At 64.9% G+C, this 15,542-nt stretch carries 21 protein-coding genes; 15 read left to right on the forward strand and 6 right to left on the reverse strand.

The genetic code is table 11. The features are described from left to right. The first annotated feature begins 61 nt into the window (after positions 1-61). The 3 genes from J2808_RS15620 to J2808_RS15630 are packed head-to-tail and all read left to right on the forward strand — an operon-like array spanning position 62 to position 2,915. Complete coding sequence (locus J2808_RS15620) at positions 62-1,273, forward strand: thiolase family protein (protein WP_309818444.1); 1,212 nt, start codon at positions 62-64, stop codon at positions 1,271-1,273. Continuing rightward, positions 1,273-2,061 carry an enoyl-CoA hydratase/isomerase family protein gene (locus J2808_RS15625; RefSeq protein WP_309818446.1) on the forward strand — a complete coding sequence of 263 codons (789 nt, stop codon included), beginning with the start codon at positions 1,273-1,275 and terminating at the stop codon, positions 2,059-2,061. The genes J2808_RS15620 and J2808_RS15625 overlap by 1 nt, the downstream gene beginning before the upstream one ends. Further along, on the forward strand, positions 2,058-2,915 hold the full coding sequence (locus tag J2808_RS15630) for a 3-hydroxyacyl-CoA dehydrogenase family protein (protein WP_309818448.1): 858 nt from the start codon (positions 2,058-2,060) through the stop codon (positions 2,913-2,915). Before J2808_RS15625 ends, J2808_RS15630 begins: the two co-directional genes overlap by 4 nt. A gap of 15 nt (positions 2,916-2,930) precedes the next feature. Here the strand turns inward: J2808_RS15630 and J2808_RS15635 are convergent, their stop codons facing one another. Further along, the gene (locus tag J2808_RS15635; RefSeq protein WP_309818450.1) at positions 2,931-3,674 is read right to left on the reverse strand and encodes a hypothetical protein; all 744 of its coding nucleotides are present in this window, start codon (positions 3,672-3,674) and stop codon (positions 2,931-2,933) included. Between the two features lie 146 nt (positions 3,675-3,820). Beyond that, positions 3,821-4,012: a hypothetical protein gene (locus J2808_RS15640; protein WP_309818452.1), complete on the reverse strand. Its 192-nt coding sequence runs from the start codon at positions 4,010-4,012 to the stop codon at positions 3,821-3,823. 188 nt (positions 4,013-4,200) lie between these two features. On the opposite strand from J2808_RS15640, the gene J2808_RS15645 reads away from it, so the two are divergent. Next, positions 4,201-4,674 carry a sensor histidine kinase gene (locus J2808_RS15645; RefSeq protein ID WP_309818454.1) on the forward strand — a complete coding sequence of 158 codons (474 nt, stop codon included), beginning with the start codon at positions 4,201-4,203 and terminating at the stop codon, positions 4,672-4,674. Between the two features lie 24 nt (positions 4,675-4,698). On the opposite strand, the gene J2808_RS15650 is transcribed toward J2808_RS15645, so the two are convergent. Then, entirely contained in the window at positions 4,699-5,310 is a 612-nt protein-coding gene (locus tag J2808_RS15650) for an NADPH-dependent FMN reductase (protein WP_309818456.1), read from the reverse strand. A 197-nt stretch (positions 5,311-5,507) separates the two neighbouring features. On the opposite strand from J2808_RS15650, the gene J2808_RS15655 reads away from it, so the two are divergent. Beyond that, a complete protein-coding gene (locus J2808_RS15655; RefSeq protein ID WP_309818458.1) occupies positions 5,508-5,642 on the forward strand; it encodes a hypothetical protein in 135 nt (44 codons plus the stop codon). A 112-nt stretch (positions 5,643-5,754) separates the two neighbouring features. Continuing rightward, positions 5,755-6,555 carry an SRPBCC family protein gene (locus J2808_RS15660; protein WP_309818460.1) on the forward strand — a complete coding sequence of 267 codons (801 nt, stop codon included), beginning with the start codon at positions 5,755-5,757 and terminating at the stop codon, positions 6,553-6,555. Here J2808_RS15660 and J2808_RS15665 read toward each other — a convergent pair. Next, a complete protein-coding gene (locus J2808_RS15665) occupies positions 6,552-7,505 on the reverse strand; it encodes an SMP-30/gluconolactonase/LRE family protein (protein WP_309818463.1) in 954 nt (317 codons plus the stop codon). The two genes, J2808_RS15660 and J2808_RS15665, sit on opposite strands and share 4 nt — an antisense overlap. Positions 7,506-7,717: 212 nt before the next feature. Here J2808_RS15665 and J2808_RS15670 point away from each other — a divergent pair, with 212 nt between their 5' ends. Beyond that, positions 7,718-8,056 carry a hypothetical protein gene (locus J2808_RS15670; RefSeq protein ID WP_309818465.1) on the forward strand — a complete coding sequence of 113 codons (339 nt, stop codon included), beginning with the start codon at positions 7,718-7,720 and terminating at the stop codon, positions 8,054-8,056. A 173-nt stretch (positions 8,057-8,229) separates the two neighbouring features. Next, complete coding sequence (locus J2808_RS15675; RefSeq protein WP_309818467.1) at positions 8,230-8,811, forward strand: nucleoside/nucleotide kinase family protein; 582 nt, start codon at positions 8,230-8,232, stop codon at positions 8,809-8,811. Here J2808_RS15675 and J2808_RS15680 read toward each other — a convergent pair. Next, the gene (locus J2808_RS15680; RefSeq protein ID WP_309818469.1) at positions 8,808-9,206 is read right to left on the reverse strand and encodes a cupin domain-containing protein; all 399 of its coding nucleotides are present in this window, start codon (positions 9,204-9,206) and stop codon (positions 8,808-8,810) included. The genes J2808_RS15675 and J2808_RS15680 overlap by 4 nt on opposite strands. 254 nt (positions 9,207-9,460) lie before the next feature. Here J2808_RS15680 and bcp point away from each other — a divergent pair, with 254 nt between their 5' ends. Together bcp and J2808_RS15690 are read left to right on the forward strand one after the other, a co-directional pair. Beyond that, entirely contained in the window at positions 9,461-9,940 is a 480-nt protein-coding gene (gene bcp / locus J2808_RS15685) for a thioredoxin-dependent thiol peroxidase (RefSeq protein ID WP_309818471.1), read from the forward strand. Positions 9,941-9,994: 54 nt separating this feature from the next. Further along, positions 9,995-10,567 (forward strand): GNAT family N-acetyltransferase, encoded by a 573-nt coding sequence (locus J2808_RS15690; RefSeq protein WP_309818472.1) that lies wholly within the window; start codon positions 9,995-9,997, stop codon positions 10,565-10,567. A 224-nt stretch (positions 10,568-10,791) separates the two neighbouring features. Here J2808_RS15690 and J2808_RS15695 read toward each other — a convergent pair whose 3' ends face one another. After that, a complete protein-coding gene (locus J2808_RS15695) occupies positions 10,792-11,085 on the reverse strand; it encodes a hypothetical protein (protein WP_309818475.1) in 294 nt (97 codons plus the stop codon). Positions 11,086-11,325: 240 nt separating this feature from the next. Here J2808_RS15695 and J2808_RS15700 point away from each other — a divergent pair, with 240 nt between their 5' ends. From J2808_RS15700 to J2808_RS15720, 5 genes are read left to right on the forward strand one after another with little or no spacing between them, the layout of a single operon-like run. Further along, positions 11,326-12,441, forward strand: a complete 1,116-nt coding sequence (locus tag J2808_RS15700) for a PP2C family protein-serine/threonine phosphatase (RefSeq protein ID WP_309818477.1) — start codon at positions 11,326-11,328, stop codon at positions 12,439-12,441. Continuing rightward, complete coding sequence (locus J2808_RS15705; RefSeq protein ID WP_309818478.1) at positions 12,438-14,408, forward strand: glycosyltransferase family 2 protein; 1,971 nt, start codon at positions 12,438-12,440, stop codon at positions 14,406-14,408. Before J2808_RS15700 ends, J2808_RS15705 begins: the two co-directional genes overlap by 4 nt. Then, positions 14,398-14,730: an STAS domain-containing protein gene (locus J2808_RS15710; protein ID WP_309818480.1), complete on the forward strand. Its 333-nt coding sequence runs from the start codon at positions 14,398-14,400 to the stop codon at positions 14,728-14,730. Before J2808_RS15705 ends, J2808_RS15710 begins: the two co-directional genes overlap by 11 nt. Beyond that, a complete protein-coding gene (locus tag J2808_RS15715; protein ID WP_309818483.1) occupies positions 14,723-15,148 on the forward strand; it encodes an ATP-binding protein in 426 nt (141 codons plus the stop codon). The genes J2808_RS15710 and J2808_RS15715 overlap by 8 nt, the downstream gene beginning before the upstream one ends. Positions 15,149-15,179: 31 nt before the next feature. Then, positions 15,180-15,494 (forward strand): hypothetical protein, encoded by a 315-nt coding sequence (locus J2808_RS15720; RefSeq protein ID WP_309818484.1) that lies wholly within the window; start codon positions 15,180-15,182, stop codon positions 15,492-15,494. The last annotated feature ends 48 nt before the right edge of the window (positions 15,495-15,542 follow it).

Genomic DNA, 15,542 nt, shown 5'->3' on the forward strand with positions numbered 1-15,542 from the left:
ACGAACGGTCGGTAAATAATTCTTAGCCGGCCCACTTCCCTGCTGAAAAGGATTTGTTCTTATGGTTGAGGCTTTTCTTGTTGGCGGCGTCCGGACGCCGGTGGGCCGATATGGCGGAGCACTGTCGGCGGTCCGCCCGGATGACCTGGCCGCGCTGGTGATCCGCGAAGCAGTCTCCCGCGCAGGACTTGATCCGGACAGCATCGAGGAAGTCATCCTCGGGAATGCCAACGGCGCCGGCGAGGAAAACCGCAACGTCGCCCGCATGGCCACCCTGCTGGCAGGCCTTCCCCTCCACATCCCCGGCATCACGGTCAACCGGCTGTGCGCGTCGGGGCTGAGCGCCATCATCCAGGCCAGCCACATGATCAAGTCCGGCGCTGCGGATGTGGTGATCGCCGGGGGCGTCGAGTCCATGAGCAGGGCGCCGTGGGTCCAGGAAAAGCCGGCCACCGCCTTCGCCAAGCCCGGCCAGATCTTCGATACCTCCATCGGCTGGCGGTTCGCCAACCCCAAGTTCCAAAAGGGTGAGCTGGCACGCGATGGCAAGATGACGTACTCCATGCCCGAAACCGCGGAAGAAGTAGCCCGCGTGGACGGCATCTCCCGCGAGGACGCTGACGCCTTTGCCGTCCGGTCCCACGAACGATCGCTGGCAGCCATCGAGGCCGGACGGTTCGCGGACGAAATCGTCCCCGTGACCGTCAAATCCCGGAAGTCCGAAACCGTGGTGGACACGGATGAGGGCCCCCGCGCCGGCACCACCATGGACGTCCTCGCCGGCCTGCGCCCCGTGGTTGCGGGAGGATCGGTGGTCACGGCCGGCAACTCCTCCACCCTGAACGACGGCGCCTCCGCCATCATCGTCGCGTCCGAAGCAGCCATCGAACGGCTTGGCCTGACCCCACGTGCCCGCATCATCGACGGCGCGTCGGCCGGCTGTGAACCCGAGATCATGGGCATCGGCCCCGTGCCCGCTACGCAGAAAATCCTCAAGCGGAGCGGCCTCAGCGTGGGTGACCTTGGAGCCGTCGAGCTTAACGAAGCGTTCGCCACGCAGTCCCTGGCGTGCATGCGCCGGCTGGGCCTCGATCCGGAGATTGTCAACAACGACGGCGGAGCCATCAGCTTGGGGCATCCGCTCGGTTCCAGCGGATCACGGATCGCCATCACCTTGCTGGGGCGGATGGAACGCGAGGACGCCAAACTCGGCCTCGCCACCATGTGCATCGGCGTGGGCCAGGGCACCGCCATGCTGCTGGAGCGCGTGTAATGGCCGCCCCGGACCTCGCCAACGAACACTTCGGCGCCCTCCTCGTCGAGGAGCGTGAGGACCGCGTGGTGGTCCTCCTCAACCGCCCGGAAGTCCGGAACGCCATCGACCAGCAAATGGTGGACGAACTGCACGTGGTCTGTGCCGCGCTGGAGCAGAACCCGAAAGTCCTGATCATCGCCGGCGTGGACGGGGTCTTCGCATCCGGAGCTGACATTGCCCAGCTCCGCGAGCGCCGCCGTGACGACGCGCTGCTGGGCATCAACTCCACCATCTTCGTGCGGATCGCCAAGCTGCCCATGCCCGTCATCGCCGCACTTGATGGCTACTGCCTGGGTGGCGGTGCCGAACTCGCTTACGCCGCGGACTTCCGGATCGGAACGCCCAGCGTGCGGATCGGCAACCCCGAAACCGGGCTGGGCATCCTGGCCGCGGCCGGAGCGAGCTGGCGGCTGAAGGAACTGGTGGGCGAACCGCTGGCCAAGCAGATCCTGCTCGCAGGCCTGGTGCTCCGGGCCGAGGATGCCCTGGCCGCCAACCTCATCACGGAAATCCATGAGGCACCCGAGCTGATGGACGCCGCCCACAACCTCGCGGACAGGATCGGCCGGCAGGACCTGCTGGCCGTGCGCATCACCAAGTCTGTATTCCATGCCCCGGCCGAGGCGCATCCGCTGATCGACCAGCTGGCGCAGGGAATCCTCTTTGAGTCCCAGGCCAAGTTCGACCGCATGCAGGCTTTCCTGGACAAAAAGGCAGACAAGAAGACAGAGAAGAAACAGCCATGACGAATCCCAACCTTCCTTCCACCGTCGGCGTCCTCGGCGGCGGCCGCATGGGCGCGGGAATCGCCCACGCCTTCCTCATCAATGGCGCGAACGTCCTTGTGGTGGAGCGCGATGAGGAGTCTGCCGAAGCCGCCCGGGAACGGGTGGAATCCGCGGCCGCCAAGAGCATCGAACGCGGTGCCACCGACGCCAACCTGGACGAGATGGTGTCCCGGCTCGCGGTCACGGTGGACTACGACGATTTCAAGGACCGCCAACTGGTGGTGGAGGCCGTCCCCGAGGACTGGGACCTGAAGGTCACCTCCCTCCGGGGGATCGAGGAGCGCCTGGCCGAGGACGCATACCTGGCGTCCAACACGTCATCCCTGTCGGTCAACGGCCTGGCGCGGGAGTTGAAGCGGCCGCAGAACTTCCTCGGCCTGCACTTCTTCAACCCTGTCCCCGCCTCCACCCTCATTGAGGTGGTACTCGGCGAGCAAACGTCCCCGGACCTGGCTGCGGCGGCGAGAAGGTGGGTTGAGGCACTCGGCAAGACCGCCGTCGTCGTCAACGATGCACCTGGCTTTGCCTCCTCACGGCTGGGCGTGGCCATCGCGCTGGAGGCGATGCGCATGGTGGAGGAGGGCGTGGCGTCAGCGGAGGACATCGACGCCGCCATGGTCCTTGGCTACAAGCACCCCACGGGCCCGCTGAGGACCACGGACATTGTGGGCCTGGACGTGCGGCTGGGTATCGCCGAATACCTGCATTCCACGCTCGGTGACCGGTTCGCCCCGCCGCAGATCCTCAGGGACAAGGTGGCCCGCGGCGAGCTGGGCCGCAAGAGCGGCAAGGGATTCTTCGACTGGTCCTGAGCCAGTCCAGCCGCGTCATCCTGCCGGCCGCAGCGACGTGATCATCCGCCTGATGTCCTGGTACTCATCCGTTTCGGCGTACTTTTTGGCCTGCTCCAGGTAGGGCAGGGACTCGGCTCCCGGTGTCACGTTGTTGTCGGGGCTGTAGAACGCTCCGAACATCGCAGCAGTGGGCGGCCAGGTGAAGAAGTGGAAGATGGGGCAGGCCGAGGCGCCGGTGGGCAGCTGGCTGGTTTGGATGCCGTAGGCCGCTGCCGGGGTGTCGGCCGGACCTGGCGTCGCGTCATTCCCGCGGGTCTCGAAGATGTACCGGGGGGCTGTGCCGTTTTGCGTCAGTGCCGGCAACTCTTCCGACTCCAATACCGAATAGGGGGAACGCTCCATGCACGTGGAGCCGGTGGCCATATTGGTCCGGAGGGTGGCCAGCGGCTTGCCTGCCTGGTTGGTCACCTCCGCGAAGGTGCCCCCGCCTTCAGGCAGTTCCCCGGCGGGATCCTTGATGCTCCACGCCGCCGGGTGATCGAAAGTCAGCTCACCGTCCGCCGTGGTGAAGCTCGTCCAGGCGGCCGACGGCGGCGCGGTGGCAGTTGCGCTGGGCGTCCCCTCCGCTGTGGGCGCCGGAGTGGTTGTGGAGGTGACGGTAGAGCCGGGGCTGGCCGACGTCGGCGGCGGTCCCGCCTGTGGACCGCAGCCGGCGAGCAGCAAGGCGGTCAGAAGAACCGTGGAAATTACCGCGCCTGACGCGGCCGGACTGCGCATCACACCCTCCTTTGGGCCTGACTCTTGGGTCCTTAAATTGTCCGGGCGGAGGGCGCGAAAAGACCTCCCGGCCGGTGCTTTGGCGCCGAACCGTTGCGAGGATAACGAAAAGCGCCGCTTACAGAAGGGGCCAGCAGCTGGCTGGTTCAGGCGTCGCCGGCAGGGTCCGGGTCTTCCTCGGGTTCGAACGTGTTGGGTTCGTGCGTGGCACCCAGGCCAACGCCGTCGTCACCGGCGGGGATCCCGCCGTCGGGCTTTTCCGCGCCATCCGCCGTCGCATCTGTCGTGGCATCCGTCGGCTCGTCGTCGGGCAGGGATTCGGGTGAATTGATGCTCATGGCTCCTCCTGGAAGTGGGAATTCACGGTATCAAGCATGCCGGGCAGACAGAACCCTGGATGCGAAAAATCCCTCCGCAACGGATTCCGAAAAATTTGATTCAATCTTGAGCAAACCCTTCGCAAGCCATGCAGTTTGAGGTTCACTCTGGATTTATCAACACAATGGACGGCGGGGAAGGCAGTTCAATGGCGAACGAATCAGCTCTCGATGAGGTAGCCACGGTGGGAGGAGTGATCACCGATCACCATCCAATCGATTTCTACAGCTTGGGGCTGGCCGGTTGTATTGACCGGCTCACTGGCCCTCTCCGCCAACAAGGGACGGCAGTCCGCTGGGATACTCCGCACTGGGGCATTGAGATCCCGGCGGACTGCGCGTCCCTCCTCTACCAATCGGCCCGCGAAGCGCTGAGCAACGCCCTCAAGTACTCGGAGGCGTCCGAACTCACCGTCCAGCTGGCCGCCGTGGGTCACGGCGTACGCCTGGTGGTGTCCGACGACGGCACGGGCTTTGACAGCCAGTTCGCCCTCAGCGGACGGCACCATGGCTACGGGCTGCGGCTGATGTCCGTGGCCGTGCACGAGGCCGGCGGCACCGTTCAGGTCTCTTCGACGCCGGGGCAGGGCACCACCGTTACGGTGACCCTACCCCTGGACTGAGCCTGTGGGCTTGGGAAGGCTGGACTATCGTGAAAGCTTGTCCGCGTCCGGCTCCGGATCGCCGATGTGGCCCGGCGCATTGGCGGCCAGTACCCGCTGGACGAACGCGCTGTATTCCTCCATGTAGTGCCGGAGGAACTTGGCAGTCGATTCATCCCGTATCTCGCCGCCTTCCCCGAAAACCTCGGGCTTAAAGTGGATATAGACCTCCGGGGCATTGAGCTGGGGAGCATCCAGGAAGCTCAGCACGCTGCGCATGGAGGACTGCATCACCGCCGTTCCGATGCTGCCAGGCGAGGCACCGATGATGCCGGTTGGTTTACGTGCGAAAGAGTTGGTGCCCCAGGGCCGTGACCCCCAGTCGATGGCATTTTTGAGGGCGCCGGGGATGGAGCGGTTGTATTCGGGGGACACAAACAGGATGCCGTCGGAGGCTTCGATGGCTTGCTTGAGGGCGCGTCCTTCCGCCGGGAAATCGGCGTCGTAATCGTAGCTGTAGAGCGGCAGGTCCCTGATGGGGATCTCAGTGAATTCAAGGTCGTCCGGCGCCAGCTTGATCAGGGCCTGGGAGAGCGTGCGGTTGATCGAGCCTGATGCCAGGCTCCCCACGAAATATCCGATCCTGTACGTTGCCATGCGATTGTTCCTTCCCAACAGCCGGCGGGCCGGCTGGCCAGTGAGTTTTGGCCGGTGAAGCGGCACAGTGCCCCCTCAGTCCAGCACAGAACCCCTGCCACAGCCATAGCTGTTCCGGGGTTATTGACACCCCGCCGCGGGAGGCGCTGAATGATGAATATGGCGCCATCCACAACCCATCACAGGGAGCATCAGTTATGAAGGACAAGCCAGTATTAGCGCAGAGGATCCATAGCGAGGCCCCGGCTGAAGGGGACGAAGCCGCTGATCCCACCGACATCCGCATGCACTCGCAGGAACCCGCCGAAGGCGCCGACCTGGACGACGACTAACACCACGGCCCCGGCCGCTGGGTCCTCTGGAAACTGGACTGCGGCGGCGACACGGTTAGCATGCTGATCATATTCACGCAGTCATCAGCCCGTTCCAGTCGAAGGAGACGCCATGGGCAGCAAAGTGGAGAAACGGATCGTTGTGGACGTGCCGGTGGGCACGGCCTACAACCAGTGGACGCAGTTCGAGGATTTCCCGCACTTCATGGACGGCGTGGAAAGCGTGACCCAACTCAGCGATGACCGGCTGAAATGGGTGGCGCGCATCGCCGGGGTGCGCCGGGAGTGGGACGCGACCATCCTGGAGCAGGTCCCTAATCGTAGGGTGGCGTGGGCTTCCACCGGAGGCGTCACAAACTCCGGTGCCGTGGAATTCTCCGACGCCGGCGCGGACAGGACCGAAGTTGCCCTCACCCTGGAATACCTTCCGGCGGGGATGCTGGAAAGGGTGGGCGACCTGCTCCACGTGGTGGGCCGGCAGGCAGACCACGACCTGAAGAAATTCAAGAGCTTCATCGAACACGAGGGCCACGCCACGGGGGCATGGCGGAAGCTAGCCCCCGGGGCATGGCGGAAGCTAGCCCCCGGGGCATGGCGGAAGCCAGCCGCGGGGACCGCAGTGGCTGGGGCCGGGTCTGTTGCTGGCGAACCGGTCACCGGGAGTGCGGCCGCGGGGACGTCCGCCCAGGGCGATCCAACCCGAGATACGGCCGAAAGCCGGGCCGGCGATTCACCGCAGGAGTACAACAGGTTCGCGCACCCGTTCGACCAGACCGGCGGGCTGGTGGATCTCGAGGGCGAGTCGGATGGATCTGCAGATGGCGAGTTCCACAGCAGGGGTGACCGTAGGGCCCGCAGGACGAACGACGGGAGGGACATACCTCCCGGCGGAGGCAACCTGGGCGACCGCTAGTCCCAGGCCGGCACCAGCACTACCTCATAGGGGCTGGCTGGCTGGTTGAACTGCGCATTCACGGCCGCAAGCGTGTCCCCGAACCGCGCAACGGTGGTGGGTATATTGAAGTGTTTGCTGGTGATGGTGGCCTCGACCTCTCCGGAGGTCAGATCATCGGAGAGCTCAATCCGGACGATCCGGTTCAGGAAATTCTGGACCGCCCAGACCGTCTGGCCCCGGACCAGGATGCCGTCAACATTGGGCACCTCCACGCCGGCAATCGCAGCGCTGTCACCTGTTTCCGGGTCGACGGTATAGAGCGCCTTGTTATTGGAATGCGCAACGATCAGCACGCGTCCCCGGTCGGCTGAAGCGATGCCGTTAATGTTGAAGGCGCCGGTCAGGCCTGCTGCCGGACCGCTCAGTTTCAGCGTCTGCACGTCGCCAAGCTTGCCGTTCCAGCGCACTGGTACGAAGTACAGCTCTCCGGCTGCTGAGTTGGTGAACCAGGCGCCGTCAGGGGCGAGCGCAACGTCGTTGATGAAGGCCTGCTTCTTCTCCGTCAGTTCCAGGACAGCAACCGGCTCAGCCCTATCAGTGCTGTGGACATAGGCATTGCCAGTGCTGCCGCCGGCTACGAACAGCAACTCGAGCTCCGTATCCATTTTCATGCCGACGGCTTCCCGGTGGATCGCATCAAAGTCGGAAACGTCGATAAACAGTTCTGCTTTCTCATCGCGGATGTCGCCGCGGTAGATGTCGCCTGTCATCAGGTCACCGGCGTAGAAGGTTGTACCTTCACCGGCAGCTATCCCCTCCGCGGAGGTGGCACCCTCAAGCACAATGACTGAATCTCCTGGTGGCATGGCGGCCGCCGGGCTGACTGGTGCCAGGAACCCCATGAGCGCGAAGAACACAATGGCGGTACGGGGTTGTACTTTTCCTGAATTCTGGGTTGTGCGGGCCATTTTGGATTCCTTGATTCGGGCTGATCCGCACAGGCCAACATGCGGCAGGCCCGCACGGTTGTCCTGCCAGTTTAGGCACCCCGCAGCACGGCCCGCCAGTGCCCAAAACCCCCTCGCTGACGGGTCATACTCCGCCCGCCGAAGGCCCACGAAGGGCGCCGGACCGCGCACTCTGCTTACAATCGAAACCTCAACCGCCTACTGAGGGACCCATGAAGAAATTCGCCACCGCCCTGATCGCCGCCGGCCTCGTGCTCACCGCTTCGGCATGCACCACGCCCACAAAACTTTCCAACGCTGAGACCTGCGAGCGTGTGCAGGTTGTCCTCTCGAACCCCTCGAACAACGCGGGCAAGACCGGCCTGGTGCGTCTGGCCAACCAGATCCGGCCCATCGAAGCCGTGGCATCGGACGACCTCAAGCCTGCACTCGGTTCCTTTATCGAGTACGCGGACGAGGCCTCCAAGGAGACCCCGGACGAGGCCAGGCTCGCGGAGATGCAGTCGACCAACGAGGCAGCCAACACAGCGCTGTCCAGCTTCTGCCGCTAGGCACCAGAGTCAACGCACGACGGCGGCCGGCTGGCCGCCGTCGTCGGCTTCAGCCCCGGCTTCGCTTCGGGGCCCGAACTGGCCCTCGAACCGCGCCGCCGAAAGTGAGCTGCACCTCAGTCCGGCACATTCCAGGGCTCCCCGCCGTTTAACCGATGGCGGAAGGAGGCCACTTGCTTATTGTTCTGACTGGAATCGACGGCTCGGGGAAATCCACGGCCGCACACGCCCTGGCTTCCGATGCCCGCGCCGAGGGCAAAAATGTCCTGCTGCTCAACAACCATGCCGGCAGGCGCAGCATGTCCGTGCTCGGCGAACGGCTGGGCATCCGCTGGCCACACCGCCTGTCCGATGCCGTGGAGACCACCCTCCGCGTAGCCAACGTGCTGGCCTCCCATTGCAGGGCCAGCCGTTTTGATGGGCTGGTGGTGATGGACCGGCACCTGTACTGCCAGCTGGCCCTGCGAACTGCGAAGGGCCTGCCGCGCGGCCGCGCGCTCCCCTGGCTGCTGTCCCGGCTGCCGGCGCCCGATGCCGTGGTGCACCTGGACGTGGAGCCGGCCCTGGCCCACCAGCGCATCATGGCGCGCGGCACCGATACCGAGACGCTGGCTGATCTGGTAGCCCTGCGGGACGCGTACCGCTCCCTGCCGGAGTATCAGTTCTTCCTCAAGCTAGACGCCGACTGTCCGCCGGAGGTCATGGTGGACTCACTGAAGCGCATGGTGCATGCGGAAACTGCCGTGGCAGCCTAAATCAGCGCGTGCAGTCCCCGGCTCCGCGGCCGGCCGAAGGACGCCGTCCCCAGGAATTCGATGGCGACAAACGGCTCCGATCCCACCACCCACTCATCGTGCCCGGGCGGCAGCGCATAAGTGTCATGGGGGCGAATAGTGGACCTCACGCCGTCGGACGTTCGAATCTCCAGCGAGCCGGAGACGCAGTAGCCCAGATGGTTGTGTTCGCAGAAATCCGTCAGCTCCGTGGGCTTGGCTGACTCGGACCACCGCCAGCCGGGGGCGAGGATCAAGCGTGCCACGGAGTAGTCGTCGACGGTGACGAGATCGAACTCCGCCTTGTCCGGGCATCTCTTTTTGTCCGGGATGTCCAAGGACTTAACGGCGAGGGCTCTGATGAAATTAGCGGTCATATAGGACACAGCCTAGAAAATGAATCGCGGGCGCATTCGGGCAGGGACCACACGGGCAGTGTGGCTACGGGCGGGCGGCAAACGTACTGCAGAGACCATTTCTGAGTATCTTTAACCGTATCCCTGTCGCCACCGAAGTCAATGAAAAAAACTGGACCGGCGGAATACTCCACATGACGCCCGGGTTGTTTCTAGAGCGGAAAGCCCGCTTCACTGGTTTTTTGCCTTTAGCCAGAGTCTCCCGAAGGAACGCCATGAGCCCCCAACTGACCATCAAGCTTCAGCCAGGTACCCAGGCCCCGGATTTCACCCTCCAGGACGCCGGCGGCAAGGCAACCTCGCTGTCCGACTACCGCGGCAAAAACGTCATTGTCTACTTCTACCCGGCCGCGGCAACACCTGGCTGCACCACGGAGGCCTGCGATTTCCGCGACAGCCTCGCATCGCTCCAGGGCTCCGGCTACGAAGTCCTGGGCATCTCCCCGGACGCGCCCGGGAAGCTGGCTGCCTTCACCGGTGACTTCAGCCTGACTTTCCCGCTCCTGTCCGACGAGGACCACGGCGTAGCCCTCGCCTACGGCGCCTGGGGTGAAAAGCTGGTCAACGGCGAGATCGTCGAAGGCCTGGTCCGGTCCACCGTGGTGGTTGACCCCGAGGGCAAGGTCGCGCTGGCCCAGTACCAGGTCAAGTCACAGGGCCACGTCGCCGCCCTCCGGGAGACGCTCGGCGTCTAGCGCTTACTTTGCCAGTCAAGCCGGCCCACAGGCAGCCGCGGATCGGAGTCAGGCATGGCCATCGAAGTTCGCCCCGGCACGCTTTTTGAGGACGTCCGGACCATCGTGGGTCCCAAGCGGCCCGATGCCAACGTGTGCTGGTGCCTGAGCTACCGGATCCCGTCCAAGCAAAACCTGGAACTGCGCGGGACCGCCCGCGGGGACCTCGTGAAGGAACTGGTCCGGCAGGATCCCCCGCCGGGGGTGTTGGCGTACGACGGCGACGAAGTCGTTGGGTGGGCAGCCGTCCATCCGCGCGCTGACACCAGCTTCGCCCGCAACCGCAAGATTCCGCACGTGGACGACCTGGATGTGTGGTGCGTCTGGTGCATCAGGGTCCGGCCCGGTCACCGCGGCCAAGGCATCTCCCACCACCTGCTTAAGGGTGCCGTGGAACTGGCCCGCAGCTATGGCGCGCCGGCCATCGAGGGCTACCCCGTGGATAACAAGGGCAGCAAGGTGGACCTGACCATGGCGTTTGTGGGCACGAGAAAGCTCTTTGAAGACGCAGGGTTCGTCAAGGCAGCGGACACAGATTCAGTGCTCAATGGCTTCCCGAGGGTGTTGATGCGCCTGGATTTGCGCTGACCCGGCATGGCCTAGCCAGGCCGCCGCTGTCAGGGTTTTTTCCGCCAGTTATTGGGCCAGTCCGAATCGATAGCCCACAACGCCAGAAGAAGCGCGTCCATGGTCATAAGCCCAGCTAAGAGGTAAGCCCAACCTGTGTACCAATGCACGGTGATCTCCTGACCCGGTAACCCCAGCCACTCGATGGTGGTAAGTCTGGCATGGATTGGGTCAGGAGGGAACGGCTACTTCAGGAGCGCCACCAGGCGGCCGTGGACTTCGGTTTCGCGGTTGAGCAGGCGCGTCAGCCTTTCGACTTTTTCAGAGAGCTCCACGCCCACCTCAAGCCGGTCGCCGGGCCAGCTGGAGGCTTCCCACGATTCCCCCAGCGCCTCGGCCAGGGACCGGGAAAGAAACCGGAGCTTCCAGGAATGGATCAGGTAATGAACAGTCCTGCGCGGGCGGTGGCCCTGCTTCAAGAGGCGCCATGAGCGAGACACCCTGCCCTGCAGGCCGTTATCGAATTCAGTTAGTTCCATAACTCTTGCACCGTCCTCCGGCAAGCTGCTCATACATTCAAAGCTTTCCCTCGAAGCTCCTTCTTCGAGTGTGGGCAGTGACGCTCAAGGTCCCATCAAGCCGGCACAAGTATTCCCACAAGATCAGTCACTGGCGTGCGCGGCTGCAGTAACGTGAAGCCGGCCTCCGCGCGGACATTCAACGGGCGGAGTCAGCCCTGTGACATGCCCCAGCGGCCTTAATACTGTAGAAGTAGAGTTATGCCATCCATGCCCGTAGCCCGCCGTGCCGTTGTGATCGAGGACGACCCCGATATCCGCGGCCTCCTGGTCCGGATCCTGGTCAAGCAGGGCTTTGAGGTCACCCAGGCCGGGGCCGGCCTCCCCGGAGTGGAAGAGGTCCGCCGCGCCTCGCCGGATCTGGTCACACTGGACCTGAACCTCCCGGACCTGGACGGCCTTGAGGTGTGCAAGCTCCTACGCGAATTTTCCGATGCCTTCATCGTGATGCTGACCGCCCGCACCGATGAACTGGACAAGCTCACCGGCCTGGATAACGGCGCCGACGACTACATCAGCAAGCCGTTCAGCCCCCGCGAATTCCAATCCCGGATTAACGCCCTGTTCCGCCGGCGGCGCCAGTCCCCCGCAGAGGATACCGCCGCACGCAGCGAGCTCGAGCGCGCCACCGAAGTCCAGCAGAGCCTCCTGCCCAAGGAGGATGTCCGGGTGGAAGGCTACGACCTCGCCGGAGTCTTCCGCCCATCCCGCAGCGTTGGCGGAGACTTCTACGACTGGTACCGCACACCGGACGGCCTGCACCTGACGTTCGCCGATGCCATGGGCAAGGGCATGGGGGCGGCCCTTATTGCTGCCACCGTCAGGGCGGTCATGCGGTCCACCGGGCACCGCCCGGACCTTGACGCAGCCTTTGCCTCTGCCGCCCGGACCATCGCAGCGGACCTGGATTCCTCCAACTCGTTCGCAACCCTCTTCCACGCCAGGCTGGACGCCGTGTCCGGCGTCGTAAATTATGTCGACGCCGGCCATGGCCTGGCCCTGCACGTGACTGCCGGCGGCGCGGTGCACCGCCTTCCCAGCGGCGGCCCGCCGGTGGGGGCCTGGGCAGGCTCGGCCTGGCCGCAGTCCTCCATCGACTTGGCACCGGGCGACTCCCTGGTGGTGGTCAGCGACGGCGTGCTGGACGTCTTCGACTCAGTGGAGTCGTTCACCCAGGCCGTGTACTCCGCTGCCCACGGCCAGGCCTCCGCACAGTCCGCCAGCAATGCCATCATGGCCCTGGCCCCGGCCGAAACCGCTGAGGATGACGTCACCGTGGTGGTGGTCCGCCGCCTGCCCGAGCCAGCCACGGTATGACCCGCTTCTGGACCCGCCTTGTGGTGGTCCTGACCGTCATCCTGGGCCTGAACTACGTGGCCTGGCGCTGGTCGGCGTCGCTGAACTGGGATGCCTGGTGGGTTGCTGTGCCGCTGGTGGTGGCCGAGACCTACAGCCTGATCGACGTCATGCTTTTCGGTATGACCGTGTGGCAACTCAAGATCCGCAAGGGAGCACCGGCACCGCCCTACGATGCCACCGTTGACGTCTTTATCACCACCTACAACGAAGACCTGGACATGGTCATGACCACCGCCCTGGCGGCCCAGAAGATCCGGCACCCGCACAGCACCTGGATTCTCGACGACGGCGCCCGCCCCGAGCTGAAGTCCCTCGCCGAAGAGCACCGGCTGGGTTACGTGACGCGCAGCGGGGACTGGACCGCCGCTGTGCCGCGCCACGCCAAAGCCGGCAACCTGAACAACGCCCTGATGGTCACGCACGGCGAATTCCTGCTCATCCTCGACGCGGACCAGATCCCCGAACCGGACATCCTGGAAAAGACCCTGGGCTACTTCAACAACCGCCGGGTGGCCCTGGTCCAGACCCCGCAGTACTTCACCAACGTCCCTGCGGACGATCCCCTGGGCAGCCAGGCGCCGCTCTTCTACGGTCCCATCCAGCAGGGCAAGGACGGCTGGAACGCCGCCTTCTTCTGCGGCTCCAACGCCATCCTGCGCCGTGAAGCGCTCATGCAGCTGGGCCTGGTGGGCTACGTCAAGGAAACCGAAAAGAGCATCCGCCGCGCCCTAACGGCCTCCCGCTCCGCCATCCGGCAGGCACGGAAATCGGCCGACGTCGGCACTCCCCTGGTATCTGAAGTACTGGACAAGGTGGAGGCCGCCACCCTGGAAGCCCAGGAACAGCTGGCCGCCGGCGAGCCCCTGGGCGAGATCACCTACCGGGTCCGCCGCCGGGTGGACGCCGCCGTGCAGACCCTGGTCCTGGCCGACATGTCCGCCCTGCAGGCAGACCTCGAAGAGATCGCCGCCATGGAACTGGCGCACGTCGGCGACGCCGGGGTTCCCGTGGTGGCGGACGACGCAGTGCAGCGCATGGCGGCCCGCGACTGGTCCCCGCTGGGTGCGTTGGAGTCCGTGCAGGCGGTTCTGGATGCCCTGAACGTGGAGCGGAACGACGAAGCCCAGCCGGTGATGCCGCTGGCCACCATCTCCGTCACCGAGGACATGGCCACTGCGATGCGCATGCACGCGATGGGCTGGGAAAGCGTCTACCACCACGAGATCCTCGCCTACGGGCTGGCACCGGAAGACCTCAAGACCATGCTCACGCAGCGCCTCCGCTGGGCGCAGGGAACCATCCAGGTGCTGCTCCGGGAGAACCCGCTGGTCCAGAAGGGCCTGAAAATCGGCCAGCGGCTGATGTACTTCGCCACCATGTGGACGTACCTGAGCGGCTATGCGGCAATCATCTACTTCGCCGCCCCGATCGTCTACCTGCTGCTGGGCATCCTGCCCGTCACCAGCCTCAGCTGGGACTTCTTCCTCCGGTTCATTCCGTTTATGGTGGCCAACCAGTTGCTGTTCGCTGTGGCAGGCCGCGGTATTCCCACGTGGCGGGGCCAGCAGTACAGCCTCGCCCTTTTCCCCACCTGGATCAAGGCGTGTTCGACGGCCGCCAAGAACGTCTGGTTCGGCCGTCCCCTGGGGTTCGCGGTGACGCCGAAAGCCCGCCAGACCGGCGGTCCCAGCTGGAGCCTGATCCGGCCCCAGATCATCGTCTCCGTGCTGCTGGCGCTGGCCGCCGTCGTCGGGATTATCCGCCTCGCCACGGGACTGGCCGAGCCTCTCGGCACCCTGGTGAACGTGGCCTGGGTTATTTTTGACCTGGTGGTCATGAGCATCCTGGTTCGGGCTGTTTTGTACAAGGGCTACGAGCCCGCTGGGGACGTTGATGCTGGAGTGAGGAAAGCCGATGGAGTTTAGTTACGAGGTCAAGGATTCGTACGCGGAGGTCAAGGCGGATGGGCGGCTGAACATGGTGTCCGCCCCCAAACTGCGTGAGTTCGTCGCTGACGTGATCGCGGGCGGTTCGTCCCGGATCGTGGTGAACCTGGAGAACACGGCATTTATGGATTCCTCCGGCCTCGGCGCGCTGATCGGCTGCCTCAAGGCCGCCCGCCAGGCCGGCGGCGACCTTCGTATCGCGGCCGTCCAGCCGCAGCTGAAAATGGTGCTGGAGCTGACCAGCATGGACCGGGTGCTCAACGCCTACGCCACCGCGGACGAAGCGTTCAGCAATGACTGAGGTCCTGGCGCAGCGCAGCTTCCGGGGCCTCTCAACAGCGGAGGCCATCGAGTCCGTCCACGACGAACTGGACGGCCTCTGGAACGACGCCCCGTTTGTCCAGGCCATGGACCAGATGACGTTCACCACCGCCGTCATCGAATCGGCGTCGAACATCGTCCAGCATGCGCTGCCGGCCAAAGCCCAGCGGCCTGTGGAACTCGGGGTGGACATCAGCGTCCAGCCCACGCTCCTGCAGGCAAGGGTCAGCGCCTTCTACGCGAAGCCACCGTTCGGTCCCATGGAACCGGGAACACCGGATGACGAATCCGAGTCGGGCCGCGGCCTGGCGCTCATTGAAGCGCTGGTGACCACCGTGACCTTCGAGCGGCAGGACGGCACCAACACGTGGATCCTGTCCAAGACATCCCAGTCCTAGGAGCCGGGTGTCCCGCAGTAGGCTAGATGCCATGCCTTCTGAAGAAACACCCGCCGAGCGCCGCGAGGTCACCATCCGCCGGGCACCCAAATACGTGCCGTTCCTCATCCTCGGCGCACTGGTGGGCGCCGCCGCCGCAGCGGTGGTGGCGTACGCACTTCCCGGCGACGAAAGCTTTGACCGTGGCGCGGTGTTCGGCTTCTTTATGGTCATGTTCGGTGCCGGCGGGGCAGTCCTGGGCGCCGCGGCGGCCCTCATCCTGGACCGGCGGAGCGTCAAGCGCCAGGAACGCGCCGTCGTTGAGGCCGTCCCTGATTCCGAGCCCGACGACGATACCGGCCAGTAGCCTTCCGCTCGGCAGTCACAAACACGGGCGCGGAAAAGTCTTACCCCA

Source organism: Pseudarthrobacter sulfonivorans, from assembly GCF_031454915.1.
GTDB lineage: Bacteria > Actinomycetota > Actinomycetes > Actinomycetales > Micrococcaceae > Arthrobacter > Arthrobacter sulfonivorans_C.